This is a genomic window from Streptomyces sp. x-80, from assembly GCF_046549095.1.
GTDB lineage: Bacteria > Actinomycetota > Actinomycetes > Streptomycetales > Streptomycetaceae > Streptomyces > Streptomyces celluloflavus.
Window position 1 is genome coordinate 495,866 of record NZ_JAJPWM010000004.1, and the last position, 26,747, is coordinate 522,612.

Here is a 26,747-nt window from a genome sequence, read left to right on the forward strand (position 1 = left end):
GCTTCTTTTGGACGTCGGCCCCTTGGGGGCTGCGACCCGGATGCTTCGTGACCGCTCATCCGGTGCCGACCGCACTCATTTGATCATCCGACTGTGGCCGTCTTCTGTCCAGGGGGTGTTCTCGTGACCGTCACCACTTCCGGGCGAATCTGTAACTTACGGTGGCGTAGGTAGCATTGCGCCATGACTTCCGCGTCCGACGCCGCCGAGAGCCACCTTCCCCCCGCGCCACCCATGGCCGGCACAGCCTCCGCGGTCGCCGCGGCGGCCGCGCCGCGCAAGCCGAAACTGCGGGGGTGGCTGCACGCCGGGATGTTCCCCGCCGTCCTCTTCTCCGGCGTCATACTGACCGCACTCGCGGACAGCACCCGCGGCCGCGTGGCCTGCGCCATCTATACGCTCACCGCCTGTCTGCTCTTCGGGGTCAGCGCGCTCTACCACCGCGGGAACTGGGGTCCGCGGGCCGACGGCATCCTGCGCCGGCTCGACCACGCCAACATCTTCCTGATCATCGCGGGCACCTATACGCCGCTGACGATGCTGCTCGTGCCCGGCTCCCGCGGCCAGACGCTGCTCTGGGCCGTCTGGGCGGCCGCGCTGGCCGGAATCGCCTTCCGCGTCTTCTGGGTCGGCGCGCCACGCTGGCTCTACACCCCCTGTTACATCGCCATGGGCTGGGCCGCCGTCTTCTTCCTCCCCGACTTCCTGCGCACCGGCGGTATCGCCGTACTGGTGCTGGTGATCGCCGGCGGACTGCTCTACAGCGCGGGCGGCGTGATCTACGGGATCAAGCGCCCCAACCCCTCACCGCGGTGGTTCGGCTTCCACGAGGTCTTCCACTCCTTCACACTGGCGGCCTTCGTGGTGCACTACGTCGGCATCTCACTGGTGGCGTATTCGCACGCCTGAGGCGGCCCGCCCCCGCGCCGGTACGCCCGGTCTTCCGCGCCATCGTGGCCGCGGCCGCGAGGCCGCGGCCACTCGCCATGCCAGGACCGCCACCCCGGCCGGCACCAGGGCGAAGACCAGCGCGCTGCCGCCGATCAGAAAACCGCCGACACAGAGCGCGGCCGCGAGCGCGGCGTACAGATGAATTGCGGGTCGCATCCCCACCACCCCTCGATCGTCACTGACAGTAACCATTCCCGGGGCCGGAGCGTGACACACAGCATCGGCAGCCAGGGTTTCATTAATATTTGACAGTCAGCAGCTTTTGAGAGTCACTCCCCGTTCAAGCCAACTCCCGGCGGCGCGCCGGACGTCATGGCTCCGCGTGACGGTGCGGCGTCCACCGCCGGCCGGGGTGGCGGGAACAGATCCGCGCACGGCACGACCGTGGCCACTGGGACACCTGGTACCCGACAATGACCTTCATGGTCACCGCACGTACCTCCACCGCCACCCCGCCCGGGACGCCGAAGACCGGGCTGCGCGAGCGGAAGAAGATGCAGACCCGGCAGGCCATCCGCCGGGCCGCCTACCGGCTCTTCGAGAAGCAGGGCTACGACGCGACCCCCGTCGACCAGATCGCCGAGGCCGCGGATGTCTCACCCAGCACCGTCTTCCGCTACTTCCCCACCAAGGAAGACATCGTGCTGACGGCCGATGACGACACCGTGCTGGAGGCCGCGATCCGCGCCCGCCCCGTGACCGAGCCGGTGGTCGAGTCGCTGCGGCGGATCGCCGTCGAGACGCTGGGCCGGAACAGCGCCCGGGACCGCGCCGAACTCGTCCAGCGCACCCGGCTGGTACGCGATGTGCCCGCCCTCCGGGGCCGTGCGGCGGAGAACACCGCACGCGACGCCCGGACGATCAGCGCCGTGCTGGCCGAGCGCTCCGGGCGCCCGGTCGGCGACCTGGCGGTGCGGGTCATCAGCGCGGCCGTCCTGGCGGCCCTTCAGGAGGCGCTGCTGCGCTGGGCCGAGGACGGCCACTCCGACGACCTGGAGACGCTGATCGACCAGACCTTCGACGTCCTCACCCGCGGCCTCACCCTCTGACGGCGGGCGCGCCCGCCCTACCGCCCGCCCTCGCGCAGCGCGCCTTCGACACCCGCCGCGGCGTGCAGCAGCGCCTCGTCCGCACCGGCGCCGCCGACGAGCTGGAGTCCGAGCGGCAGACCGTCCGGAGCCCGGCCGGCGGGCAGACTGACGGACGGCAGCCCGGCGTTGCTCCACGGCAGGCACATGACCGACGCCCCGGTGGTGGTGAGGTCGGCGGGCGCGGGCCCGGTCGCCGACGGGGAGATCCACAGATCGACACCGGCCGCTTCGGCGTCCGCCGCGAGCCGCGCCCGGAACGCGGCGCGCCGGATCCGGGCCGCCTCGTAGTCGGCGTCCCCGATCGGCTGACCCTCGCGGATGGCCGCGGCCGTCTCCGGCCGGTAGCGGTCGCCGAAGCGCGCGAACCACTCGGCGTGGGCGCGCGCGACCTCATAGCGGTTCATCGTGAACAGCTGCTCGGCGATCTGCGCGAAATCGTCCATCACGGGCACCTCGTGCACGGCGTACCCGGCCGCGTGCAGCAGCTCCAGCTGCTCCGCGAAGGCGCGCAGGGCTGTGTCGTCGGCGCGCTCCAGATAGGGGCCCACCGGCACGCCCAGCACCGGGCGGCCCACCGTACCCTGGGCCGCGTCCGCGTCCGCGCCCGCCCCGGTGTCCGCCGACGCGCCCCGCCATCCGTCGCACAGCACCGAAGCGGCGAGGGCGACACCGGCGACGTCCGTGGCGTAGCACCCGAGCGTGTCGAAACTGACGGCGTTGGGGATCACCCCGTCGATGGGGATCCGCCCGTACGTCGGTTTGAAACCGACCACACCGCAGTACGCGGCGGGGCGGATCACCGAGCCGACGGTCTGCGTCCCGATGGCCAGCGGCACCATACCGGCGGCGACCGCGGCCGCCGAGCCGCTGCTCGAACCGCCCGGGGTATGCGCCAGGTTGTGCGGATTACGGGTCGGTCCGGGCGCCGTGACGGCGAACTCCGCGGTCACGGTCTTGCCCGCGATCAGCGCTCCGGCGGCGCGCAGCCGGTCCACCACGGTGGCCTGCGCGCCGCCGAGCACCTCGGGCGGCAGCGTGGCGCCCGCACGGGTGGGCAGCCCGTCGACGTGCACGATGTCCTTGACGCCGACGGGGATGCCGTACAGGGCGGGCCGGCCGGCCACGTCCCGCGGACCGGCCGCCGCCAACTCCCGCGCCGCCGACAGGAGTCGGGCACGCCGCTCCGGTTCCGGCACGAAGGCGCGCACCTGGGGATCGATGGCGTCGATGCGGTCGCAGCAGCGGCGCACCGCGTCGACGGGGCCGACCGTGCCGTCCCGTAGCGCGGCGGCTTCCTGGACGAGGGACAGGTGCCCGAGCAAGGTCTGCATCCTCGCACGCTACAACCGCGGCGGCCGGTGCCCCGCGCCGCCCGCCGCCCCGTCGGCTCACAACTCGACGAGTACCGCGCCCAGATGGCGCCCGCCGATCAGCTCACGCAGTGCGCGCGGCGCCTGTTCGATGCCCCGCAGACGGGTGTGCGGGAAGGTGAGGGTGCCGTCGCGCAGGCCCCGTCCGAACTGCGTGAGCCACTCCGGGATCAGGTCCCGGTGGTCGTACAGCGCGACACCGCGCAGCGTGATGCCGCGGGAGATCACCGCGAGCGTGTCGATCTCGGTGGTGCGCGGGCCGGGACCGGCGAGCTGACCGGCCAGCGCGCCGACGAGCGCGAAGCGGGCGCCCCGTACGGCGACCGCGATGGCGGCCTGGAGCTGCTCGCCGCCGACGTTGTCGAAGAGCACGTCGATGCCCTCCGGGGCGGCCGCGCGCAGCTGCTCCTCGACGGGACCGGCGCCGCGGATCACCACGGCGTCGTAGCCCAGCTCCGCGCGGAGCCGGTCGGCCTTCTCCGGTGAGCCCGTGCTGCCGATGATCCGGGTCGCGCCCCGCAGCCGGGCGATCTGACCGGCGAGCGAGCCCACGCCGCCCGCCGCCCCGGTGACGAACACGGTGTCCCCGGGGCGCACTTCGGCGCCCCGCACCACACCCATCCAGGCGGTGGGGCCCTGCGAGAGATAACCGGCCGGGTCGGGCAGCAGACCGGGGTCGAGCCGCTGCGCCGCGACGGCGTCCAGCACGGCGTACTCACGCCAGCCGGAGTTGTGCTGCACCAGGTCACCGGGGCCGAAGCCGGTCCCGTTGGCGGTGACCACCTCGCCGATGGCCGGCCCGTACAGCGGCTCACCGAGCCCGAAACCGGGCACCGGCACCTCGCTGGTCTCGTCCATCAGGGTGCGCATCACGGCGGCGACACCCATGAGCGTGTTGCGTACGAGCACCTGGCCGGGCCCCGGTTCCGGGACCGGCACCGTCACGATCTCGAAGAGGTCATCGGTGACCGGCCCCTGCGGGCGGGCGGCCAGGCGGACTTCACGATGCGTGCGATTCGTCATGGCCCGAGGCTAGCGCCGTGACCGGCGAGGTCTGCCCCGTGAGGAGCGTCGTCCGGTGCGTGCGATCACAAGACGGCCGGAAGTCCTGGTAGCGGAGCTACCAGGACTTCCGGCCAACGCGGCGAGCGTGCGCGCTGGGCGGCACGACGGGGCGATGCCCGCCGGGAGGGGCACTGGATCCACCAGATCGCGACGCGCACGCCCGGGAGCCGTTTTCGAGGCTTCCCCCGCCTCGCCCTCACCCCCGCAGCCGCTCCGCCAGCTCCTCCGGGTCCGTCGTCGGCCGGTCACAGGTGAAGTTCCGGCAGACGTACGCGGCCGGCCGGCCGTCGACCAGCGGGCGGTCCTGGAGCAACACCACCTCCCGGGCGTCGTCGGACCCCGGCGCGCCGAGCGCGACGACCGCCCCCGGGGCGGTGCCGAGCAGCGCGGCGCGGTGCAGGGCCTGGGTGGCCGGGTCGTCCGGGGGGCCGACGACCGCGATCTCGCGCGGCCCGTCGAGCGCGGCCTCGGCGACCGCGAGCCCCCATCCGATGAAGCGCGGAGCCCGCCCGCCGAGCGCCGTGACGACCCCCAGGGCGCGTTCCGCCGCGTCCCGGTGGAGAGCGCTGCCGGTCAGCGCCGCGTACGAGAGCAGCGCCCCCGCGGCGGCCGTCCAGCCGGAGGGCGTGGCGTTGTCGGTCGGGTCCTGGGGGCGGCGGATCAGCGGCTCGGCGTCGGCGGCGGTGTCGTAGAGCGAACCGTCCTCGGCGCTGAACTGGACCAGCACGGTGTCCAGGAAGAAGCCCGCGAACTCCGCCCAGACGCCCTCCCCCGTGACCGAGCCCAGCGTCAGGAGGCCCTCGGCGACGTTCGCGTAATCCTCCAGGACACCGGAGTTGGCCCCGGCCACGCCGTCGCGCGAGGTGCGGTGCAGCCGGGCCTGCCAGTCCATGTGGACGCGGATCAGGAGGTCGGCGGCGTCGGTGGCGGCCTGGATCAGGTCGGGGCGGTCGAAGTAGGCACCGGTCTCGGCGAGCGCGGCGACGGCCAGCCCGTTCCAGGAGGCGACGATCTTGTCGTCCCGTGCCGGACGCGGCCGCCGCGCACGGGCCGCGAGCAGCCGCCGCGTGACGGAGACGACCCGCTCGGCGTCCACCAGGCCCTCCGTGTCCGGGAGCTGGAGGACCGAGGCGCCCTCCTCGAACGTGCCCTCGGGGGTCACCCCGAAGTACCCGGCGGCGAACTCTGCATCCTCCGCACCGAGCACCGCCCGCAGCTGCTCGGGCGTCCACACGTAGTACGCGCCCTCGGTGTGCGCCCCCGTGCCGTCGTCACTGTCCGCGTCGAGCGCGGAGGCGAAACCACCTTGGTCGGTGCGAAGCTCGCGGACCATGAAGTCGGCGGTCTCGACGGCGATCCGGCGGGCGAGATCCGAGCCGGTGGCCCGCCACAGGTGCGCGTAGGTCCGGCACAGGAGGGCGTTGTCGTAGAGCATTTTCTCGAAGTGGGGCACCGTCCAGGTGGCGTCCACCGCGTAGCGCGCGAAACCGCCGCCGAGCTGGTCATAGATGCCGCCGCGGGCCATCGCCGCGCAGGTCGCCTGCACCATTTCCAGCGCCGCCGCCGAGCCGGTGCGGGCGTGGTGGCGGAGCAGGAACTCCAGCACCATGGACGGCGGGAACTTGGGCGCACCGGCGAATCCGCCGTGCACCGGGTCGAATTCCCGGGTCAGCCCCATCAGCGCACTGTGCAGTTCCTCCGGGCGCGGCGGCCGCCGGTCCGGCGACAGCGCCCCGGACATCGAACGGCTCGCCAGGTCGGCGGTGATCCGCCCGGCGACCTCGCCGACCTCCTCGCGGCGGTCGGCCCAGGCGCTCCGTACGCCCTCCAGGACCTGCGGGAACGACGGCATACCGTGGCGCGGCGCGGGCGGGAAGTACGTGCCGAAGTAGAAGGGCTCGGCGTCGGGGGTGAGAAAGACCGTCATGGGCCAGCCGCCCTGACCAGTGGCGGCCTGGACGGCCTCCATATAGACGGCGTCGACGTCCGGCCGCTCCTCGCGGTCGACCTTCACGGCCACGAAGTGGTCGTTGAGCAGCGCGGCGGTGTCCGGGTCCTCGAAACTCTCGTGCGCCATTACGTGACACCAGTGGCACGCCGAGTAGCCGACCGACAGCAGAACGGGCACATCGCGCCGTCGCGCTTCCTCGAATGCCTCCGGCGTCCAGGGCCACCAGTCGACGGGGTTGTCGGCATGCTGAAGCAGATAAGGCGAGGTCGCGTCCGCGAGACGGTTCACGCCGCCAGCTTCTCACGCCCCCGTCCAGAATCTGGATCCGTGCGACCGGTCTCGATCCACGTCGAAATTCGGGACACTGGGATCATGCGGGCAGCACCACCTTCCAGTCCTGAGGTCTCCGCCCGGATGAGCCGGCAGACCAGCCAGAACACCGGTGCCGAACAGGCCGTACGACAGCTCCTCCATGCCTCCGGATACCGCTACCGCATCCACTTTTCGGTGCCGGGCATGCCCAGGCGCAAGATCGACATCGCATTCACGCGAGCAAAGCTGGCCGTCCTCATAGATGGCTGCTTCTGGCACGGCTGCCCGGAGCATGCCACCAGTCCCAAGGCGAACGCAGCTTGGTGGCGACAGAAACTCGATCGCAACATCGAGCGGGACCTGGAGACCACTGCACAGCTTCGCTCCGAGGGATGGACGGTACTGCGCTTCTGGGAACACGAGTCACCGGAAGCCGTCAAGCGAGCGGTTGCCGAGGCTGTGGAGCGGGAGAAAGCGGGCCGGCGGACTCCCACGCCACGCCGGCACAGGAACGAAGGAGGATAGCTCCGGCCTCCGGAACGGAAGGTGCCGCATCCGCAAGCGACTGAATACTCTCGGTCCGTGGTGAGGCCCGCCGGGCCGTGCCCCGTGGCCGGGGATCCCGGGGCACGGCACTTCGATACGCACCGGCAACGCCGTCATAGCGGCCGTCTAGACTTCAGCTCCATGAGCAGCCCGGGAACACAGGTTCACCCCCTCGACGAAGTCCGCATCCTGGACCTGTTTGCGGGCCCCGGCGGACTCGACGTGGCCGCGCACTTCCTGGGCTTCAAGAGCATCGGCATCGAGTGGGACCAGAACGCGTGCGAAACGCGCTACGCAGCGGGCCTGCCGACCTTTCATGCCGATGTCAGCGTCATGCGCGAGACCCGTTTCGACGAGATCCCCGCATCGGTCGAGGTGCTCGCCGGCGGACCTCCCTGCCAGTCGTTCTCCGTCGCGGGGCGCGGCTCGGGACGGGCGGCGCTCAACACCGTGAAAGAGTTCATTCACCGCCTGGTGAGCGGCGAGGACGAATCTCGGATCGACAAGGACCTGCATGCTCTCGGTGTGGATCCACGCACCGCCTTGGTACTCGAACCCCTCCGTTGGCTCCTCAAAGCGATAGAGATGGAAGGCCGCGACCCGTACCGGGTGATCGTTCTGGAACAGGTTCCTGCGGTCCTGCCCCTATGGGACGTCTATGCGCAGCTTCTGCGCAGCGGTGAGGGACGCCTCAAGGGTGTCAAGTACGAAGCGGACTGCTGGGAGCTGAAGACCGAGCAGTTCGGGGTTCCCCAGACGCGCACACGCGCCGTACTCGTGGCCCGGCTCGTGGGATCCGGAGCCGTCGAACGGCCCGAAGCGACTCACCTGCCCTTCGACGTACATCGCAGAAGAGGCAATGCCGCTCAGGCCCAGATGCTTCCGACCGGCTCCGCAGCCGAGCGCCGCTGGCTGTCGATGGCGGAGGCGCTCGACGCCGCGAGCGCCCTGAAGGGGTCGTCGATCGACATCTCCCGGCTCCGCACCGGAGGCAGAACGAAGTTCTTCGTCGTCTCGAACTACGGATCGAACGGCAATCCGAAGAACCGAGGCCGGCGCCTGTCCTCCGAACCTGCCTTCACGGTCACCGGCAAGGTTTCCCGGAACAAGGTGTACAGGAGCGAGGCGGACTACGAAGCGGAAAGGTCCGACCGCTTCAGCATCGCCGAATCCGGAGTGCTGCAGACCTTCCCACACAACTTCCCCTGGTCGGGAAAAGACCAGGCACAGCAGGTGGGCAATGCGGTACCGCCCCGGCTCGGCATGCACGTACTCAGCAGGGCACTGCGCGGCACCGCTCCCTCCAACAACGAATTGGCACGTTCGACGACCTGGCCGACCGTCCCCGGGACCACTGCCGATGAGCTGCGCGCCATCGGATGCGGTGATCAGAGCCGGTGCCCCCAGGACGGGCACAAGGCCACTCGGACTACTCGGAAGTCCGCCCCCTGACCGGCGCGTCGGCGAAGAGCTCCTCGAAGTGGCTGACCAGGCTCTGCACCGCGTCTTCTGGGACTCGCTCCTCCTCCGGGCCTTCGGGAAGTCCGTTCCAGGGGGAGGGAAGGGCTGATGCGGCCCCCGCGATCCAGTCTCGCAGGGCCTCGCCGTCACGCTCCACGTCCGGGGCGACGATGTCGTACATCAGGGTCGCAGCAGCGGCGTTGACCGCGGGTGTCAGGGCGTTGACCTCTCGACCGGTGCGCACGGTTCCTCGCTCCAGCAGCCGGACGAGTGCCTGAGCGGTCGGGCGGTGATCGATGACGTCCAGCCGAAGTGCGGAGTTGAGCATGTCCTGATTGCCACAGGCCACGACTACGGGTCGGTAGTCCGGGCCGTCCCGGAAGAGCTCCGCCGCCCACCAGAGCCTGGCGAACGACTGCTTGGAGTGCGGACCGACGAACCTGTCGCGGGCCACGCGTACGCGCGAACCGTCGGCCTTCGGCTCGGGCAGGTGCCGCCAGACGACGTAGTCCGGCGCAACTCCGAGGGCCATATACGTCCAGAATCCCTTCTCGGCGGCTTCCCTGCGCGTCAGGCGGAGAGTTTCGTGCAGTCGCGGCGCCAGCCAGGCGTCCGCTACGGTGGGGCGCTCGGCTCGGAACTTGTTCAGCGCGTCATCGATCAGGTCCCGGACGCGATGCAGTTCCAGTCGCGCATCGTCACCCGCCAGGGGCTCGGCAACCTTGTTCAGCCCGATGGACGGAACGTCATCGTTCCCCTCGAGCAACCCTGCGGAGAGGAACTCGGCGGCCTGCACATCGGAGATCAGAGCCAGTCGCTCCGGCAGGTGCTCGGGTCGGGACGTCACGCGTGGGTCTCCTGCTCGAATCGTTCGATGTCGCGGACAGTGGAGGCCAATGCCCTGGGAATCTCGGCACGCCGAGCGGCGGCGTACTGGATGCGCGGTTGCAGATCCGTCCAACTCCCCTCGCCCGTGCGCCGAGTGTGCACCTCGCGGAGAGCATCCTCCTCCAACCGTCCGGGGATGACGTCCGGGAGCATCTCCCGAAGTACCGCCCCACGCCAGTCGGGCGGGAAGAGCGGCGTTCCGTCGTCCTCGATCTCCAGGTCACCGATCGCCGTATGGAACACTGCGGTCCAGACATCGGCGCACATCTGGGCCAGCAATATCTCGCTCACCATGCTCTCCATCTTCGAGCCCGGTTCCTGCACGAGCGCTGCAAAGCCCTCGAAATCCGAGTTCAGACGTACGGCTGGCATCCGCCCCGAGGTGTCCACTATCCAGGGCGCGTCCCGGAAGCTCCGCAGCCACTCCGCACCACGGACGAAGCTGACGGTGCTGACTTCGAGTTGGCGGTCCCTGAGCGGAACATCGGACGTCACATCGATCAACCACTCCTGGTCGGTGGAACCGATGACCCGACCCGCCACACCCTCCACCGTTGCCACCACATGCACGACGAGGGACGCTCGATCCACATGATCGTCCCGGTCGACCTCGATCTCCCCGGTCCATTCCCGGTCACCCTCCGAGCGGGGCTCCAGTCGGGTCACGGTACGGGTGTTGGTGATCCCCTCCGTCAGAACAGCGACGACCGCGACATCGGACCAGCAGCCCTTCGTCTCGATCTCACGAGAGGGTACGGTCGCCGTCACCGCGAGCCTGGCCGTCTGCCAGTCGTCGCGTTCTGCCATGCCGAGTGCCACGACCTGCTCGACCACCGAGCAGCCCCGGGAGTCCAGCTGTTCACGGCTGTCGCCGGGCCCGCGCAACCGGACTGCCGTGACCCGGGCCGTCACCGCGCCGGTCAGCCGGGGGTACGGGTAGACCTTCACGCGACGGCCTCCTTGTTCTCCTGAAGTTCGACGACTAGGCCGGTCAGCGTCGCCCGTACCGGGTGGGTGGACACGTCGGTGACTCCCCGGAAGACGGCACGGCGTGTTCCTGGCGCGAAATGCAGTACACCGTCGACCAGTTCGCAGTCGCTGACTGCGGCCAGCTCGGCCCATCCAACCGACGGACGCGGGCCGGAGCGCACTTCCAGCTTGGCAACGGGGTTCATCGCCCAGGACTGGTTTCCGGGCGCCACCTTGACCACCGCGGTGATCTGCCACGCGCCGGAGGAGTCGATCACGGCTGACAGCTCATCCAGTTTCGGAGGCGTGGCCGCTCCCCTGACCTTGGCGACCGGCTTGCCCGAAATCTTGAGTCGCTTGCTCACCTTGTTCGTGCCACCGGACTTCTCCTTCTTGGAGACTGCCACGAATTGGTGCACCGCCTTGTTGATCTCCCATGTCATCGCCGCGATCCGCCGATGGGCCGACGGCGAATAGCGCATCCTCAGCTCCTCGGTCTGGCTCCACTTGTTGTGCTCCGGCGGCTCGGAGGTTCTCAGGAACTCCTCGGCCTCGGCTGCGAAGGGCGCGTCATCTCCTGCCGCTCGGCCTGCGAGCAGGACGGCCTGGAAAGGGTTCGTCCCAACGGGGAGATTGGGTACCCGACTGGCCCTGACCGTCATGCGATTGCCGCGCATCGCGGTCACGTGATTGATCCTGCCGTCGGCGTCCGTGGCCTCGGTGACAAGGAGTACGGCCCGATGCTCACCGGCCGTACCGGCGATCCCATCGCGCTCAGGGAGTTTCAACCGCACCGTGGTGAGAGCCACTTGGCCCACCTCGGTGAGACGATCCACCGTGGTCCCGGCCAGGAAGGCCTGAAGAGCGCGCGAGCGAGCAGGCTGATGCACCTGCGGGTCCACCCGTTCCTCCTCGATGTGTTCCACACCGTTGCGAAGCGTCCGCACGGACGCCTCCAGCAAGGGCCGACGCTCTCCCCCTGATGTCATCGCGGCCCAGAAATTGCGCCCCAGGGCGCGGACAAGTCGCTGATGCATGCGCTCCAGGCTGTCCTCGTCCTCGCTCGCATCGCCTTCGTGATCCTGCCCGGCCTCAGCCAGGCTGGCCACATCATGGGCTCCCACAATCAAGAAGGATGTGCCGGGCTCATCGCCCTCCCTGGTGAGATGCAAGCCCTCGGCCGTCTCTTCGTCCGCCCACCAGGAGCGGACGACCTCCGCGTTCTCCGCCCCAGGATCCGGCCGCCCCAACCAGGCGGGACCGGCGAATCTCCTGCCGTCCACCTCCCGCCAGGGCAGATCGAGCCGTCCGATCAATCGACGCCGGGTACACCCCTCGTGTGGTTCGGAGAGCGTCGAATTCATGAGTACGAGCCCCAAACGGCTGGTGGCCCACAAGGTGGCTTTCCCCAGACCGTACGACCCACCGGCCGACACATCGGACTTGTGGCTGTCGAGTTGACGTCGGACCACCGCCGCGAACCGGCCGTCCTCGTAGTCGTCACCGGTCAGGCCATGGGCGTTGTAGTCGTCAATGCGAAGAAGTACCAACCGATCCCGCTCGGCCATCTCGCGCAAGCCCGTACTGATGACACGTCCGACTTTCTGGTCCTGCGCGGCGGCCGCTTCATAGTGCGGCTGGAGGTCGTCCCAGCGGATCGCGCTGCGGAACCGGGCAAGAGAATCACCGGTCAGTTCGTGCAGCGTGTAACGAACCCTGACCGGGAGGTCGTTCCGCCTGTCGCGCTCGTCCAGGCTGTTCTGGGTCGCCTCACGCGCCAGCACCTCCAGGTCGGCCTCGAAGGCGAAGGCCGCCGCGTTCCCGAACTCCCGCCCACCGTCGTCGTGTCCGGGACGGTGGTACCACCTGACCGACGCCTCCTGCTCGGTCGCTCCCAGGTCGAACTCGGTCTCCTTCGAGGCCACCGTTTCCTCTCCTCTGTTGGAACTGCTCTCTGTCTCCCGTATGCCTGCCCCACCTTTCGGCAGCGAGGCAACGGAACCCGATTCTGCTCGATTTCCCTGATTCCTGCGACGCGCGGTTCCTTCGGCGGTCTCCCGGGCAAGCCGGCGAGCCGCCTTCTCGCGACGTCGTTCAGCGGCGGCATCGTCCGGTTCGAGGCCCAGAAAGATCCTGATGTCCGTCAGCGCCTGGCGCTCGATCTGCCGAATGCGTTCGCGTGTGACGCCGAACCTGATGCCGATGTCCTCCAGCGTCCAGAATCGCCCATCGACGAATCCGTGTCGCAGCAGCAGAATCTCACGCTTCCTCACTGTGAGACCGCATGCATCGAACCACTGGTAGATCTCCTGTCTCTCGAATATCGGCCGCAGCGCCTGTTCCGGCCCCGGTACGACTCCGAGGTCGTTGACGACCAGCTCCCCGAGAGTCACGTTCTCGCCGGCGGGTTGATCGAGCGAGACAACCCGGCGACTCAGGCGGAGGCACTCAGTCACTTTCTCAGGACGCAGGTCACAAGCCAAAGAAAGATCGTCAACATTTGGATTTCCACCCCGCGCAAGAAATTCCCGCTCCTTCTTCCGCACCTTCTCGATCTCGGCCCGAAGGTACACCGGGATTCGAATGATCGATCCTTCATCGGCGATCGCACGAGAGATGCGCTGCCGAATCCACCAGGTGGCATACGTGGAGAACTTGTAGCCCCGGGAGACGTCGAATTTCTCCACCGCACGGATCAGGCCGCGCATACCGTGCTGTACGAGGTCCTCGTAATCGGGATGGTCCCGGTACCCGAAGTTGTTGACGATCCGGTGGACCAACCGCTGATTATGGACGAGCATCGCGGAAAACGCCCGGTACGCCTCACAGTCTCGCGCAAGATTCGCCACGTATCGGTCGGGCAGCTCCTCCGCCGGCGTCATGGTTCCGCGGAACAGCAGGACGAGTCCCACCTCTTCCTCCGCACTGAGCAGGCATCGGCTCGGATCCCGTCGCCGGCGATCGGCTTCGAGCACACATCGTGCCGTGCCACGAGCGGCCTCCAGGTCGTAGATCCGCACCGTGCCCCGGAACTCGACGAGGTCCGGAGCTTCCTCGGCCTCTTCCGCCTCGGGGAAGTCCAGGGCGTCACGATCCTCGTCGGGAACAGCCCCGCGGTCGACGGTCGTGCCGGACCTGAACGACGGTCCCGCATCGAGGCGTACGTGCTCCCCCTCGACGGCCTCCCATAGAACCCGGGCCCCGGCCTCGTCGAGTCTCGCGGCCTTCACCACATGCGCAAGGGCCGACCTGTGGTCGACTCCTTCGGTCGCGAATCGACGAACGAGACGGACGAGCAGGTCCCGGCCGGCACCATCCATCCGTTCACCGGACACACTCCCCCACTCCATGATCACCGCGCCTTTGCAGCTGCTTCACACTTGTGTCGGCTCGTAGTCCATCATCCATCGGGCCGCTCCTGCCAGCGCCTCTTCATCAGGGCGCCGCAGCCTGAAGCCCCGGGACTCGGTATGTTGAAGATGTTTTGGCGTGACGGTGGGGAGAGTTGATGCGGATCATCCCGAGCGAGATCTCGAGCAGTACCAGGAGCCGGGCCGAACGCAGTGTGTTCGCGGCGCTCAAGGCAATCCCCGACCACCAAAGCGTCGCGCTGCACTCGGTCCATCTCGGCCGGCATCGCACGAAGCGTGTCGGTGAGATCGACTTCGTCGTCATCGCTCCCGACATCCTCCTCTTCATCGAGGTCAAGGGCGGCCGGGTCGTGCAGGAGGACGGGAAGTGGTACTACGGACCGGCCGGTCATGAAGACGGGCCCAAGGAAAGTCCCTTCGCACAGGCCAGCGGCGGGATGCACGAGTTCGAGCGGAAGCTCGGCACCCTGATCGGCGACCTCAGGGACCTGGGAGTCCCCAGCGGATACCTCGTGATCACCACGGACATCGATCTGGATCGCACAACCGAATTCGAGCCCGAGCAGTACCTGGGGCGCACGGCCTACGACGGGGGCCGCGGGCTGGCGCAGGGCATCGAGCGGACCACCCGCTTCTGGCTAGGGCGCAACAGGTGGGGACAGACCCCCGTCCCGAGCAGTGTTCGGCAGAAGATGCTCGACGCGATCCGCCCGGATTTCGATCTTGTGCCCAATCTGCAGTCGCGGTTGACGGATCTCGACGTCGCGTTCGAGCGCCTCACGAGCGAACAGATGGACAGGCTCGACGAGTCGGAGTCCAACCCTCGCCTCATCTGGACCGGAGGCGCGGGCACGGGCAAGACGTTTCTCGCTGCCGAGGCGGCTCGCCGCAAGTCCGTCGTCGGCAGTGTCCTGTTCACCTGTGCGAGCAGCACACTGGCCAGGCACATGACTCGAATCCTCGCCAACGATGCGATCACGGTCCTGCCCTTCGACCGACTGGACGAGGTCAAGCACCGCGCCTTCGACCACGTGATCGTGGACGAGGCCCAGGACCTGATGACCTTCGACAGCCTCGGCGTCCTGGAGGAACTGGTCTCGGGCGGCCTCGAGGAAGGCCGCTGGATCTTCATGCTGGATCAGAACAACCAAGTGCTGGCTCCGGACGCCTACAGCTCCGAGGCCTGGGACTACCTGCGCCCGCTGGGCTCCGTGTACGGACCTATGAAGCGCAACTGTCGCAACACCGTACAGATCGTCAAGCAGGTCCAGCTCTTCACCGGAGCCGACCTGGGTATCGCCTCTGCCGGCGAGGGGGACCCGGCCCGGTTCGTCTACCCGCAGGATGCCCGGCACGAGGCCAACCTGCTGGATACCTATGTGAACGAACTCGTGCAGCAGGATGTCTCGCTGCGGGACATCACGCTGCTGTCCGCTTCCGGCAACTGGGAGATGAGCTCGGCCCGTCTGTCACAACGTGCGTCCAAGATCCAACGCTTCACCGACGTCGTCGGGTCCGAACGCACCAGGCACCGGCTCACCTGGTCGTCGATCGCCGATTTCAAGGGCCATGAGAGCCACGTCGTCTGTCTGATCGACCTCGAACCCGAGCACCTGGAGGGCCGGCTCGATGCGATCTATGTCGCCTGGACCAGAGCACGCGCCCAGCTCTGGATCTCCTGCCACCCGAACGTCCGGAAGAAGCTGACGACCCTGGGCACGGCCGCACTGCAGCGAAACGGGGGCCTGAGATGAACGACCTCGCATCGCGGCTCTCCGCCCATCGCGACGAGTATGTGGCCTACCTGCACCGACAGCTGGTCGGCCCCCGCCCGAACGAGGAGGAGACCCTCGTCGACCCGCCCGACCGACGTTACCTGATGGGCACGTTGTATCCGCGCGGGACCTCCATGCTGGAGCACACACAGGAGGAGGGCGAGGAGGGCTTCCACGAGGCAGCGGCCGGCAGCGGGGAGGAGGACGGCTTCGCCGAAGATCCCGTGGCCGAGGCGAATGCCTGGCTTCCGTCATCTCTCGGTTTCTCCTTCTTCACCAACGCCCGCCGGATCGAGGTGTCCTGCGAGGCCTCCCGCTACCTGACGATCCGCGAGGGCGGGCGCCGCAGTTGGCGGAGGCAACCACGCCTCTCCACGACGAAGACCATCGACATCGGGATGCCGACCCCGATTCCTTGCCTGGACGGACACGGTCGTCTCCATGTCCGATGGCGCGCCTTCGGCAACGGGCATCTCGTCACCTGCGTACTGGCCAACGAGCACCAGGAGGAGGAGAGCCGGCACAAGGACCGGGACCTGATGCTCTTCCAGGTAGAACTCCGGGCGACGACGAAGGACGGCACCGTCCTTGAGTACCCGAGCACTCGTCTGAACAGTCGTGATGAGGAAGAGCAGGAACTTCGCGTCCAGTATCGGCACATCGTCACCAGAGCCGTGGGGCATGGCTGCGCTGTCGAATGGGACGACGATTCCAACCGGGTGACCACCGTGCGAGCACAGGTCATGCCCCGGCAGGTGGTCGAGCACATCAAACCCGACGGACCCCGGGATCTGCCGGTGCTCAACCTCGCCTACCTGTCACGGCCCGAGTTGGCAGTGGACGACCTCCGAGCCGGACTGCACTCGTTCATCATCGGATATCGCAAGTGGTTCGAGACCCAGCAATCGGAGGCGGAGTCCCTGCGGCCGTGGGCAGCCGCACCCGCCACGCGCCTCCTCTGTCGAATCGGCGCCGCACTCGACCGCATGACCGCCGGCGTGGAGGCACTTACCGCATCGACGCCGGTAGCGGGCAAGGCGCGCGAGGCGTTCCGCCTGGCCAACCGGGCCATGGCACTCCAGATGCTGCACAGCCGCCCAGAACTGGCGGGAAGCCGTCGCCGCAGGAACAGTGAGCTGATCGAGCTGGCCGAACCTGCCGACGACTACGCGTGGCACCCGTTCCAGCTCGCCTACTTTCTGCTCGTGGTCGAGAGTCTGATGAATCCCGGGCACGAGGACCGGCGGACGGTCGACCTCATCTGGTTCCCGACGGGTGGCGGCAAGACCGAGACCTATCTGCTCACCGCCTGTTTCGAGATCCTCTTGCGCCGGCTCCGGTTCGGCGCGAATGGGGGCGGCACGGCCGTATTGAGCCGATACACCCTCAGCCTGCTGACCACGCAGCAGTTCCAGCGCACGGCGACGGCGATCTGTGCCCTCGAATACATCAGGGCCGGAGAGGACGGCCCGCTGCCCGAGGATCTGGGTGAGGAGCCCATCTCCATCGGACTCTGGGTCGGCCAGGAGACGACACCGAACAAGATCGCCACCGCGGAGGTGGAACTCGATAGCCTGAAGCAGATGATCGAGCCGGATGATCGGTTTCTGCTGGAACGATGCCCGTGGTGCGGCACCGAGATCGTCCCGGAACGGGGTGGCCGGGAACGGGACTTCGGTATCCGGGCCGACGGGGTCAGCACCTCGTTCTTCTGTCCGCGCAGCACCTGTGTCTTCCACAAGCAGCTCCCGGTGGCGGTCGTGGACCAGCAGATCTACAAGGACCCCCCGACTTTCGTGCTCGGCACCGTCGACAAGTTCGCGCGGCTGGCGTGGGAGCCGGAGGCGGGGCGCCTCTTCGGCGCAGACGGCAGGCTCGCACCCTCGCTGGTGATCCAGGACGAGTTGCACCTGCTGGCCGGCCCTCTGGGGACAACGGTCGGCCTCTACGAGTCGGCTGTCCTCGAACTGTGCGCCTGGGGAGGCACACCACCCAAAGTCATCGCCTCGACAGCGACGATCCGACGTTCGCAGGACCAGATCCGCGGCCTCTACGGCCGCCCCGTACAGCTCTTCCCCCCGGCGGGGCTCAAAGCCGGTCACTCGTACTTCGCTTCACCCGACAAGGACAAACCCGGACGTCTGTACGTCGGTGTCATGGCACAGGGGCACACGGCCTCGACGGCGACTGTCCATGTGGGTGCCGCGGGGTTGCAGGCGCCGATGGAGCTCGGTGACGATGACGTCCTGCGCGATGCGTACTGGACCATGGTCGCGTACCACAACAGCCTGCGGGAGCTCGGCCGAACCGTCACCATCGCAAGGGACGACATTCCGGCTCGCCTGGAGCACTTGACGAAGGACCATTCCCGGCGCCGCAAGCTGGGCGATGGCTCGGTCGTCGAGCTCACCAGCAACATCCCCCGAGCCGACCAACCACGACTCCTCGAACGTCTGGGAAAGCAATTCAAGGAACGGGGCAGTGTCTCCTTCCTCGCCACGACCAACATGCTCTCCGTGGGCGTGGACGTTCCACGACTCGGCCTCATGATCATGAACGGACAGCCCAAGACGACATCGGAGTACATCCAGGCCACCAGCCGTGTCGGCCGACGCCACGTGCCCGGACTGATCGTCACACTGTTCCGCTCGACCAAACCACGCGACCGTTCCCATTACGAGTCGTTCGGCGTCTATCACCGTTCGCTCTACCGGCATGTCGAGCCCACCAGCGTCACACCGTGGTCCCTGCCCTCCCGCGACCGAGCTCTGCATGCGGTGCTCACCATTCTCATGCGACACGGGGCCGGACTCGACGCGGAGAACCAAGCAGGAGACATCCTCCATCACACGGACGCCGTCGCACAGATCCGGAAACTCGTGGTGGATCACGTGCGGCGCGCCGATCCCGACGAGGCCGACACCACGGCCACGCAACTGGATGCCCTGATCGAGGAATGGACGCAGGAGGCGGAAATCGCGCGTGGCGAGGGGAAACGCCTCTACTACAAGTCCCAGGGGAGAACGCACACCTCGCTCCTCACCGACTTCGGCAAGCAGGAAGGTCTGTGGGAGACGCCGCAATCGATGCGCAACGTCGACCGCGAGTGCCTCATCGTCGTCAGGGGAGCGTGAACAGTATGAAGGATATTCGCCGTAAGGTCCGCAGGACGCAGACCATTGTTCCTTTCGGGGTCGGCGGGATCATCGACCTCCGCGGCGAATCATTCGTGGCCGCCGATATTCGCAGCTGGGCCAGGACTGCCGAACGAGTGGACTCGCCTCGACTCGCAGCAAAGCTCCGAGTCGAGGATTTCCGCTCGGCCCCCGTCATTCCTTCCGGAAAGGCCGCCTACGCCTCCCGGAGCGGACCTTCGTACGTACGGTTCCCCAAATGGCTGTTCTGTCCCCAGTGCAGGGAGATGAAAATCTGGCGCACGGAGCTCGAGGCAAAGGACAGGAACCCCACGTGCGAGCGCTGCCCCGGTAGGCCGCAGCTGGCCCCGATGCGTTTCATCCAGGTGTGTCGGGCGGGCCACATGGCCGACATCGACTGGCGCCGGTGGGCGCATTCGCAGAGCGAGAACCGTGATCAACGCCAGTGCCAGGTCCGTCGACTCCGGTTCGTCGCCACCCCCGAATCGTCCGGCCTCGAAGCCCTGCGGGTCGTCTGCGACGCCTGTCGGGCCGACCGCAGTCTGGCCGGGATCAGTCAGAAGAACATCCTCAAGCAGTTGCAGAAGCAATGCCCCGGCACTCATCCCTGGCAATACGAGGACGATGAAGCTGATGCCTGCGAGGAAACACCGCAGGCGGTTCAGCGCGGCGCGTCCAATGTGTACTTCCCGGTCACGCACTCGGCGATCGACATCCCCGCGCCCGCGGGCCTGCCGGAAGGCGACGAGCTCATCCAGACGGTCGTCGACAACAAGCTCTGGCCGGACTTCACCAGCGCTCCTGATGGCCCCCTCGCCGGCGAGTTCAAAAAGATCATCGCCGTACAGTGCGATGTTTCGGTGGAGTTCGTGGAATCGGTGTGGCGCCGCACAGCCGACGAGGCCGCCTCGAAGCCGTCGACAAGCCCGGACGACGACCTCAGCATCGCCGAATGGGCAGCTCTTTCCGCCCCGGAATCCGTCGCCGGTTCGAAAACGTTCTCCGTGCGCCGAACCCTTCTCGGCATCGACCACACCGCCCCGCGCTCGATGCGGGAACTGGCCACGGCAATCTCCACCGTGGTCGTGGCGGATCGAGTACGCGAAGTCCGAGCACTGGAGGGATTCTCGCGTTACGAGCCCACTCCGGGCGACGAGGGCGAGGGCGGCCGTCTGATATCGGTCAACACGGCGCGCCGGGCCAAGTGGCTGCCCGCCGTGGAAACCTACGGCGAGGGAATCTTCATCGCCGTGGACGAAGATCGTCTGAGCTCCTGGGAAAGCCTTCCGTCGGTTCGTGACTGGACGCGCCGGATCGAACGCGATCTGAACGCCTCCTTCAAGGCCGACCGGTTGAGGACCAAGTCGGGCCCGGCGCTTCTCCCGCGATTCGTGATGCTGCACACCCTGGCCCACCACTTCATCCGGCAGCTCTCCTACGACAGCGGGTACAACGCGGCCTCACTCCGGGAACGCGTCTACGCCAGGAGCCATTCACCGGGCAGCGGGCATCCGCCACAGGCCGGTGTGTTCGTCTACACGGCCGCCGGGGACGCCGAAGGAACACTGGGCGGACTCGTCCGCCAGGGCCAGTCCCCCTACCTCGCCGAGACCTTGATCCGCCTGCTCGAATCGGCGCAATGGTGTTCACAGGACCCTCTGTGCGCCGATTCGACCGGTCGTTCCTTGGCCAACCTCAACCGCGCCGCCTGCCATGCCTGCACTCTGCTCCCCGAGACCTGTTGCGAGATCGACAACTCCATCCTCGACAGGACGCTGCTGATCGGCGACAACGAGGTTCCGGGCTTCTTCCAGGAGACCCTCCGCGCCGCGCTGGAGGAGTCGGTCGAGACCGTGGGTCTTTCATGAGGATCCCCTCCCTGCTGGAGCTCGGAATCGAGCAACAGAAAGTCATCGACCTGCCGTTCCACGGATGTCACGTCGTCACGGGCTCGCCCGGCGGGGGAAAGACCGTGACAGCCGTCTATCGTGCCTGGGCCCTGGCAACTGCCGGGCGCGACGTCGTCCTCGTCACGCGGTTCAACCTGCTGCATCAGTACCTCGCACAGCTGGCCCCGGATCTCACCGAGGCGGTCGGCATCACCACCTGTGAACAGTGGACCAGGGACTTCTGGCGCGCACACTTCCAAGCCATCCCCCCGCGGGCCGACCTGTATGAGCGGAGCTATGACTGGATCACGATGCAGCGCGACTGCATACTCCGGAACGTGGGAACGACCACTCATCTGGTGATCGACGAGGGGCAGAACCTCCCTCTCGGCTTCTACCAGTTGTGCCATGTCCTCGGCGTCGATGTCACAGTGTTCGCGGACGAGAACCAGCGCATCGGTGACGAACAGAGCACGTTGTCCGAGATACGGCGAACACTCGCCGCGGAGGCCGAACCACTCGTACTGCCGGAAAACCACAGGAACAGTCGAGAGATCGCGATGCTGGCGGCCGAGTTCCGCATCGAAACCCGCGAGGAGATCCCGTTGCCGGCGCGCATCGGCCGCACTCCTGTCGTCATGAGGATTCCCTCCCTTGACCATCTCGTCACCGGGGTCTCCCAGTACTTCAACGCTCATCGGGGCTGGACCATCGGAATCATCTGCAGGTCGACCTTCCTGGTACGGGACATCCAGAGCAGGCTCACCCACGTGGGACTGGCGGATCAGACCCAGGCCTATGTCCACAACGATCGCCACCGGCACACCATCGACTTCTCGGCACGCCCCATCAAGATCGTGAGCACGGCCAGCATGAAGGGACTGGAGTTCGACAGCGTCTTCGTGCCGGATCTGGACGCCTACGCGGAGGACCCGACCAGCATCGACGCCCGCCTGCGCTTCCTGGTGCTCTGTACCCGTGCCCGCGAGGATCTCCACCTGGCCCATCGCGGCCTCCAGGAACCCGCGATCCTGTCGACCGTTCCGGATTCCCTGTTGGCCCGACACGGAGGTTGATCGGGCGGCAAGGAGGAATCTCCCGGGCGGGCCGCCTATCCGATCGAGGGACGGGTACGGGTTTCGGACCTGGTCGACGCCGGGCTGCTGGCTGCGGAGGCACAGCTCACCTTCCGGCGTAAGCGATCGGGGGAAGCACATCTTGCCCGGGTGACCGCGGATTGCGAACGCCCGAGACATCGAACAGGGCGCTGCGTGAAGGAGCGCCCCGCCCGCCCGAGGCACTCGCCCTGCTCCTGCGCAATGACCGAGGATGGCGGCTCGCATCGAGGCCTCCCGGCAGGTCGGCGTTCCCGTACCCGTGTCCGTGTCCGTGTCCGTGTCCGTGTCCGTGTCCGTGTCCGTGCTGACCATCGTCGAAGCAGCGTAGGGGAAGGCCGGTCCGGCCCGGTTGAACTGGGTAATCTTCCGGCTACAGGTAGAACCGGTCAGCCAGGAGGACTCTCTGATTGCGGTAGCGCTGCTTCGGGACGCAGGCGGGCTACACGGACACGAGTACGTCATCGACACTCTCGTCGCCGCACTCGCGCTCCACGCGCCGGCCCCGTCGTTGTCCTGACCTTCGACCGTGACGACTGGTCGAAGCTCTGCGGAAGCCGCGTGATCATCAGAGAGATGTGAGAGCCGTGGACTACTGGTTTGCGAGTTCACCGGCACCCGTGGCAAGCGCCGTACCCCACGCTGAGCAGCACCGGTACGCCGCGCCGCCGGGCTTCTTCGAACGCCGCGGTGGAGCACGGTCACCAATCGACCGGGTTGCCGGCGTGCTGGCGCAGATACGGGGAAGTCTCATGAGCCAGGCGGTTCGGTATGGGGCCGTCCTCTCCCGGCGGACGGCGGGGAGCGGGGAGCCGGGAGTGAAGGGGAGTTATCCACAGCCCTGCCGGAATTCGCGCGGAAGCGGAACACTGTCGTACGGCGGCGATCACCGCCGGAGCGGGTACGGGTGCGGGAGCGCGACGGTGCGGGCCCGAGCGTGTCGGCCCGCACCGTGCGCACCACCGCCCGGTACCTCCGGCGCCGCCGGACGCACCGGACCTACTGAACTGCTGGACCTGCTGGACCTGCTGGACCTGCTGGACCTGCTGGACCTGCTCGATCTACCGGACTGCTGGACCGACCGGACCGACAAGACCCACTGGATCTACCGAATCTACCGAACGTGCTGAACCTGCCAACCATGCTGGATCTACGGAATGTGCTGGATGTGCTGGAACTGCTGAAGGGGGATACGCATGCCGGGCTCACTGGCTGAGCTGCGCGACAGTCACCGGACCGAAGCGGAAGGGCTGTTGACGCGGGCCGTCGAGGAAGAGGTGCGGCGTTCGGACGGCCGGCTCGACCGGGGCACGCTGCTCGGCAGAGCGCGGGCGGCGCTGCCGGACCTGGCGGGCACGGCGGCCGAGGAGTACACCGCGTATGTCCGGGCGCTGGACGAGACGGCCGCCGGGCAGCGCCCGCTGACCGAGCGGCTGTCCCGCAAGGAGCTGGGCACCCCGGCGGTGGCGACGGCCGTGGCGGCGGTGGCGGCCTTCGGCACGGACCTCGCGAACGGTGCGGGCGGGGGTCCGGCGCTGGCCGTGGGCGTCGCCGCGGCGGTGGCGGGCGGCGCGGCCACGGTCGTGAAGCTGACCGCCGGTCACTGGCCCGCGGCCCACCGGCAGGCGGGGATGCGGGGCCAGCCGGGCGGCCCGGAGCAGCTGCGTTTGCAGTGGCTGACGGCGCTGGAGGTGCGCGGCATCCGGCCGTTCCTGGACCAGCAGCGGATGCTGACGGCGGCGACCCGCCGCAGCGGCACGCCGGCCAAACCGGCCGCCTCGAAGAGCGGCCGGGGACCGCAGCTGCGCGGTACGGACCGTAGCGCGGCGGCCCGGCAGCGGTCCCTGCTGGATCATTCGTTCTCCCATCTGCCGCGCGCGGAAGGGCCGTTCGCGGGCCGACGGGCGCAGCTGACACAGATCGCCCAGTGGGTGCAGGCGGCCCGCGCGAGCACGGAGACGAAGCCCACGGTCGTGGTGCTGCACGGCGCGCCGGGCTCGGGGCGCACCACGCTCGCGGTGCGGGCGACGCACCAGCTGCGTGATCAGTTCCGCGGTGCGTGTGTGGTGGATCTGCACGGTGACACCCCCGGTGAGGTGCCGCTGCCCACCCGGGAGGCGCTGCTGCATCTGCTCAACCGGCTGGGCGCACCACGCGAGCAGTTGCTGTTCCGCGAGCGGCCCTCCCAGGAGCAGCACGTCAAACGGCTGTCGGAGCTGTATCAGCAGCATCTGACGGGCCTCGCGGTGACGGTCCTGCTGGACGACGCCTCGGATCCCGAGCAGGTGCGGGCGCTGGTCCCGGACCGTTCCGACAGTCTGGTGCTGGTCACCTCCCGGGAACCGCTGGAGCTGCCCGCGGACCTTCAGGCGTGGGTGCATCAGCTGCCGGTCGGCGCGCTGGACGCGGCGGGCACCGAGGAGTTGCTGCGGGCGACGGCCGCGGCGGACGAGCCGACGGGCGCGACGGGTCCGTACGACTCCCGGGCCGTCGACGAGATCTCCGAGCTGTGCGCCGGGCTGCCGCTGGCGCTGCGGGTGGCCGGTTCCTCGCTGGGGTCGCGCTCGCCCGCCGCGCTCGCCGCCGATCTGGCCGCGTACGGCCCGGTGGCGCCGGTGGAGCGGGCCCTGTGGCTGCGCTACTCCGACCAGTCGGAGACGGCCCGGCGGCTGTTGCGCCGGCTGGCGCTGGTGGGCCGGGCCAGCCTGGGGGCGGCGGCCGCGGCGGCGCTGCTGGGCGTCCCGGACCAGGAGGCGGAGCGGCAGCTGACGACGCTGACCGCGGCGGGGCTGGTCGAGAACGTCCGCGGCGAGCGGTACCGCCTGCATGCCCTGGTGCACCGTTTCGCGCATGCCCGGCTGATGGACGAGGAGGAGCCGGCGGAGCGCGGCGCGGCCCAGGAGCGGCTGATCCGCGGCTACGCGGAACTCGCCGACTCGGTGATCCGCCTGGTCGACGGGCGCACCTCCACCCGCGCCGACCGTTTCGGTTCGCACGGCTTCACCTCGCTGGACGCCGCCCTCCAGTGGCTGGACGACGAGACCAGTTTCATCACGGCCGCGCTGCGCCACGCCGATCAGGGTGTCGACCAGGAGGCGGTCTCGCATCTGCTGGGCGCGCTGGCCGACTACTGCCTGCTGCGCGGCGATCTCTACCGGCTGGGCGAGCTGAACGAGCTGACCCGGGCCGTCGGCCAGGGGATGCTGGTCCGCTCGGTGCAGTGGCGTACGGGTGTCGCCGCCCGCCAGCTCGGCGAGCTGGACACGGCGCGTACCACGCTGTCGTCGGTGGTCGATCTGTACTTCGAGGCGCAGCATCCGGTGGGCGCCGCCCGAGCGCTGCGCGATCTGGGCATCACGCTCCAGCAGCAGGGCCATCTGACGGAGGCCGCGGCGAAGCTGCGTGAGGCGCTGGACATGCAGACCGCGCCCGAGGTGCACGGCGACCGGGCCTGGACGCTGCACGCGCTGGCCGCCGTGGAGCGGGACCGGGCGGGCCTCGCCGAGGCGCTGGAGCTGCTGCGCGAGTCGCTGGAGCTGCACGAGGAGAGCGAGAGTGTGCACGGCCAGGCGTGGGCGCACTTCCAGCTCGGCCAGGTGTATCTGCGGATGGGCGAGGTGTCCCGGGCGCAGGACGCGCTCCAGTCGGCGCTGGAGCTCTACGGCCGTACGCACGACGAGCGCGGCGAAGCCTGGGCGATGACGCAGCTGGCGCGCGCCCGCCTGGTGGACGGTGATCCGGGGCCCGCCGTCGACCAGTTGCGGCAGGCGCTGCCGCTGCACCACCAGCACGAGGACGCCCGCGGTGAGGCGTGGACGATGTACTACCTCGGCCAGGCGCTGGAGGAGCGCGGCGAGCACGATGCGGCGCTGCGCCAGCTGGAGCGGTCGCGGACGATGTTCAGCCGGATGCAGGACGGCTACGGTCTGGCGTGCGCCCGGCACCATTCGGGGCGGGTGACCCGCGATCTGCGGGCGGCGCAGACCGGTTCGCTGCGGAACAGCGGCTTCGCCCGGCAGCTGCTCCAGGACGCCCGCAAGGACTTCCAGCGGATCAAGGTGGCGCACGGCGAGGCGTGGTCGTGCCTGGAGCTGGTGATCATCGACGCGGGCAACGGGCGGGCGGCGCAGGCGCTGGAGCTGGCCGACGAGGCGGCGCGGCTGTTCGCCGGCTACGGCGACCGGCGCGGCGAGGACTGGGCGCGTTTCCTGCGCTGCACGCTGCTGCCGTTCGCCTCACCCGGCGGTTCGGTGGTGGGTACGGCCGTCGCGCAGGAGGAGCTGGCCCAGCTGGTCCGGGACGGTCACCCCGCCCGCGATGCGAAGCTGGAGGACTGCGCGGAGACGTTCGCGCTGCTCCTGGACCGCGGTGTGGAACCGGAGACCGGCTGGCAGGCATGGCAGCTCGGCATGGTTCCGAACCGGCACTCGCGCGAGGTGATGGGGGTGCCGGTGGCGCCGACCGGGGCCGGGTGACGGGTCGCGGACAGGGCGGCTCGGCGTCATGCCGAGCCGCTGTCCGCGCGGGAGCGCGAGGTCGTCGGGGCGGCCTCGCGCGTTCCCGTCGGTCGCCCCGGCCTCAGCTGGTCTTCGGCTTCGGGGCCTTCGAGGTCCTGGGGGCGGTGGCGGCGGTGACCGCCTCACCGTCCTCGGGCGTCTCCTCGAAGTCCACCTTCCTCATCTGCTTGTTCATGGACTTCATCAGCAGCCACACGGCGCCGCCGATGATCGCGAAGACGATGAAGCCGAGGACGCCGGGTGTCACTTTGTCCTTGTCGAAGGTGTCGGCAAGGGTGACGAAGTGCGTCATGGCGAGGGTGCTGGTCGCGCTCATCATGG

At 68.6% G+C, this 26,747-nt stretch carries 17 protein-coding genes and 4 pseudogenes; 11 read left to right on the top strand and 10 right to left on the bottom strand.

Annotated features, from left to right (window positions below):
• The first annotated feature begins 183 nt into the window (after nucleotides 1–183).
• Nucleotides 184–909 (top strand): PAQR family membrane homeostasis protein TrhA, encoded by a 726-nt coding sequence (gene trhA, locus ACLJWH_RS10285; RefSeq protein WP_411141288.1) that lies wholly within the window; start codon nucleotides 184–186, stop codon nucleotides 907–909.
• Here the strand turns inward: trhA and ACLJWH_RS10290 are convergent.
• Nucleotides 883–1,107: a hypothetical protein gene (locus tag ACLJWH_RS10290; protein WP_411141289.1), complete on the bottom strand. Its 225-nt coding sequence runs from the start codon at nucleotides 1,105–1,107 to the stop codon at nucleotides 883–885. The genes trhA and ACLJWH_RS10290 overlap by 27 nt on opposite strands.
• Nucleotides 1,108–1,364: 257 nt before the next feature.
• Here ACLJWH_RS10290 and ACLJWH_RS10295 point away from each other — a divergent pair, with 257 nt between their 5' ends.
• A complete protein-coding gene (locus ACLJWH_RS10295; protein WP_411141290.1) occupies nucleotides 1,365–2,000 on the top strand; it encodes a TetR/AcrR family transcriptional regulator in 636 nt (211 codons plus the stop codon).
• A 17-nt stretch (nucleotides 2,001–2,017) separates the two neighbouring features.
• On the opposite strand, the gene ACLJWH_RS10300 is transcribed toward ACLJWH_RS10295, so the two are convergent.
• The 3 genes from ACLJWH_RS10300 to ACLJWH_RS10310 all read right to left on the bottom strand — a co-directional run bounded on the left by ACLJWH_RS10300 (nucleotide 2,018) and on the right by ACLJWH_RS10310 (nucleotide 6,716).
• Nucleotides 2,018–3,373 (bottom strand): amidase, encoded by a 1,356-nt coding sequence (locus tag ACLJWH_RS10300; RefSeq protein WP_411141291.1) that lies wholly within the window; start codon nucleotides 3,371–3,373, stop codon nucleotides 2,018–2,020.
• 57 nt (nucleotides 3,374–3,430) lie between these two features.
• Nucleotides 3,431–4,435 (bottom strand): zinc-binding dehydrogenase, encoded by a 1,005-nt coding sequence (locus tag ACLJWH_RS10305; protein ID WP_411141292.1) that lies wholly within the window; start codon nucleotides 4,433–4,435, stop codon nucleotides 3,431–3,433.
• 238 nt (nucleotides 4,436–4,673) lie between these two features.
• Entirely contained in the window at nucleotides 4,674–6,716 is a 2,043-nt protein-coding gene (locus ACLJWH_RS10310) for a thioredoxin domain-containing protein (RefSeq protein ID WP_411141293.1), read from the bottom strand.
• A gap of 84 nt (nucleotides 6,717–6,800) precedes the next feature.
• On the opposite strand from ACLJWH_RS10310, the gene ACLJWH_RS10315 reads away from it, so the two are divergent.
• Together ACLJWH_RS10315 and ACLJWH_RS10320 are read left to right on the top strand one after the other, a co-directional pair.
• A complete protein-coding gene (locus tag ACLJWH_RS10315; protein WP_411141294.1) occupies nucleotides 6,801–7,265 on the top strand; it encodes a very short patch repair endonuclease in 465 nt (154 codons plus the stop codon).
• A 162-nt stretch (nucleotides 7,266–7,427) separates the two neighbouring features.
• Complete coding sequence (locus tag ACLJWH_RS10320) at nucleotides 7,428–8,738, top strand: DNA cytosine methyltransferase (RefSeq protein ID WP_411141295.1); 1,311 nt, start codon at nucleotides 7,428–7,430, stop codon at nucleotides 8,736–8,738.
• Here the strand turns inward: ACLJWH_RS10320 and ACLJWH_RS10325 are convergent.
• The 4 genes and pseudogenes from ACLJWH_RS10325 to ACLJWH_RS10340 form a co-directional block, all read right to left on the bottom strand.
• A complete protein-coding gene (locus ACLJWH_RS10325) occupies nucleotides 8,716–9,594 on the bottom strand; it encodes a DUF6339 family protein (RefSeq protein ID WP_411141296.1) in 879 nt (292 codons plus the stop codon). The two genes, ACLJWH_RS10320 and ACLJWH_RS10325, sit on opposite strands and share 23 nt — an antisense overlap.
• On the bottom strand, nucleotides 9,591–10,583 hold the full coding sequence (locus ACLJWH_RS10330) for a hypothetical protein (protein WP_411141297.1): 993 nt from the start codon (nucleotides 10,581–10,583) through the stop codon (nucleotides 9,591–9,593). The genes ACLJWH_RS10325 and ACLJWH_RS10330 overlap by 4 nt, the downstream gene beginning before the upstream one ends.
• Nucleotides 10,580–12,493 (bottom strand): annotated as a pseudogene (locus ACLJWH_RS10335) (transcriptional regulator); the annotation flags it as partial. The pseudogene ACLJWH_RS10335 and the gene ACLJWH_RS10330, both read right to left, overlap by 4 nt.
• A gap of 255 nt (nucleotides 12,494–12,748) precedes the next feature.
• A pseudogene (locus tag ACLJWH_RS10340) lies at nucleotides 12,749–13,954 on the bottom strand (RNA polymerase sigma factor RpoD/SigA); the annotation flags it as partial.
• Nucleotides 13,955–14,112: 158 nt separating this feature from the next.
• Here ACLJWH_RS10340 and ACLJWH_RS10345 point away from each other — a divergent pair.
• From ACLJWH_RS10345 to ACLJWH_RS10365, 5 genes and pseudogenes are all read left to right on the top strand, one after another.
• A complete protein-coding gene (locus ACLJWH_RS10345; protein ID WP_411141298.1) occupies nucleotides 14,113–15,729 on the top strand; it encodes an NERD domain-containing protein in 1,617 nt (538 codons plus the stop codon).
• Nucleotides 15,726–18,884, top strand: a complete 3,159-nt coding sequence (locus ACLJWH_RS10350) for a helicase-related protein (RefSeq protein WP_411141299.1) — start codon at nucleotides 15,726–15,728, stop codon at nucleotides 18,882–18,884. The genes ACLJWH_RS10345 and ACLJWH_RS10350 overlap by 4 nt, the downstream gene beginning before the upstream one ends.
• A gap of 5 nt (nucleotides 18,885–18,889) precedes the next feature.
• Entirely contained in the window at nucleotides 18,890–20,773 is a 1,884-nt protein-coding gene (gene drmB, locus ACLJWH_RS10355; RefSeq protein ID WP_411141300.1) for a DrmB family protein, read from the top strand.
• The gene (locus tag ACLJWH_RS10360; protein ID WP_411141301.1) at nucleotides 20,770–21,870 is read left to right on the top strand and encodes a hypothetical protein; all 1,101 of its coding nucleotides are present in this window, start codon (nucleotides 20,770–20,772) and stop codon (nucleotides 21,868–21,870) included. The genes drmB and ACLJWH_RS10360 overlap by 4 nt, the downstream gene beginning before the upstream one ends.
• Before the next feature lie 191 nt (nucleotides 21,871–22,061).
• Nucleotides 22,062–22,491: pseudogene (locus ACLJWH_RS10365) on the top strand (DNA-binding protein).
• Nucleotides 22,492–22,523: 32 nt separating this feature from the next.
• Here ACLJWH_RS10365 and ACLJWH_RS10370 read toward each other — a convergent pair.
• Nucleotides 22,524–22,682, bottom strand: a pseudogene (locus ACLJWH_RS10370) (DUF255 domain-containing protein); the annotation flags it as partial.
• Between the two features lie 150 nt (nucleotides 22,683–22,832).
• Between ACLJWH_RS10370 and ACLJWH_RS10375 the strand changes: the two are divergent.
• Nucleotides 22,833–23,039: a hypothetical protein gene (locus tag ACLJWH_RS10375; protein ID WP_411141303.1), complete on the top strand. Its 207-nt coding sequence runs from the start codon at nucleotides 22,833–22,835 to the stop codon at nucleotides 23,037–23,039.
• Nucleotides 23,040–23,105: 66 nt separating this feature from the next.
• The gene (locus tag ACLJWH_RS10380) at nucleotides 23,106–26,384 is read left to right on the top strand and encodes a tetratricopeptide repeat protein (protein ID WP_411141304.1); all 3,279 of its coding nucleotides are present in this window, start codon (nucleotides 23,106–23,108) and stop codon (nucleotides 26,382–26,384) included.
• A gap of 103 nt (nucleotides 26,385–26,487) precedes the next feature.
• Here the strand turns inward: ACLJWH_RS10380 and ACLJWH_RS10385 are convergent, their stop codons facing one another.
• Entirely contained in the window at nucleotides 26,488–26,745 is a 258-nt protein-coding gene (locus tag ACLJWH_RS10385; protein ID WP_411141305.1) for a hypothetical protein, read from the bottom strand.
• Nucleotides 26,746–26,747: the final 2 nt, after the last annotated feature.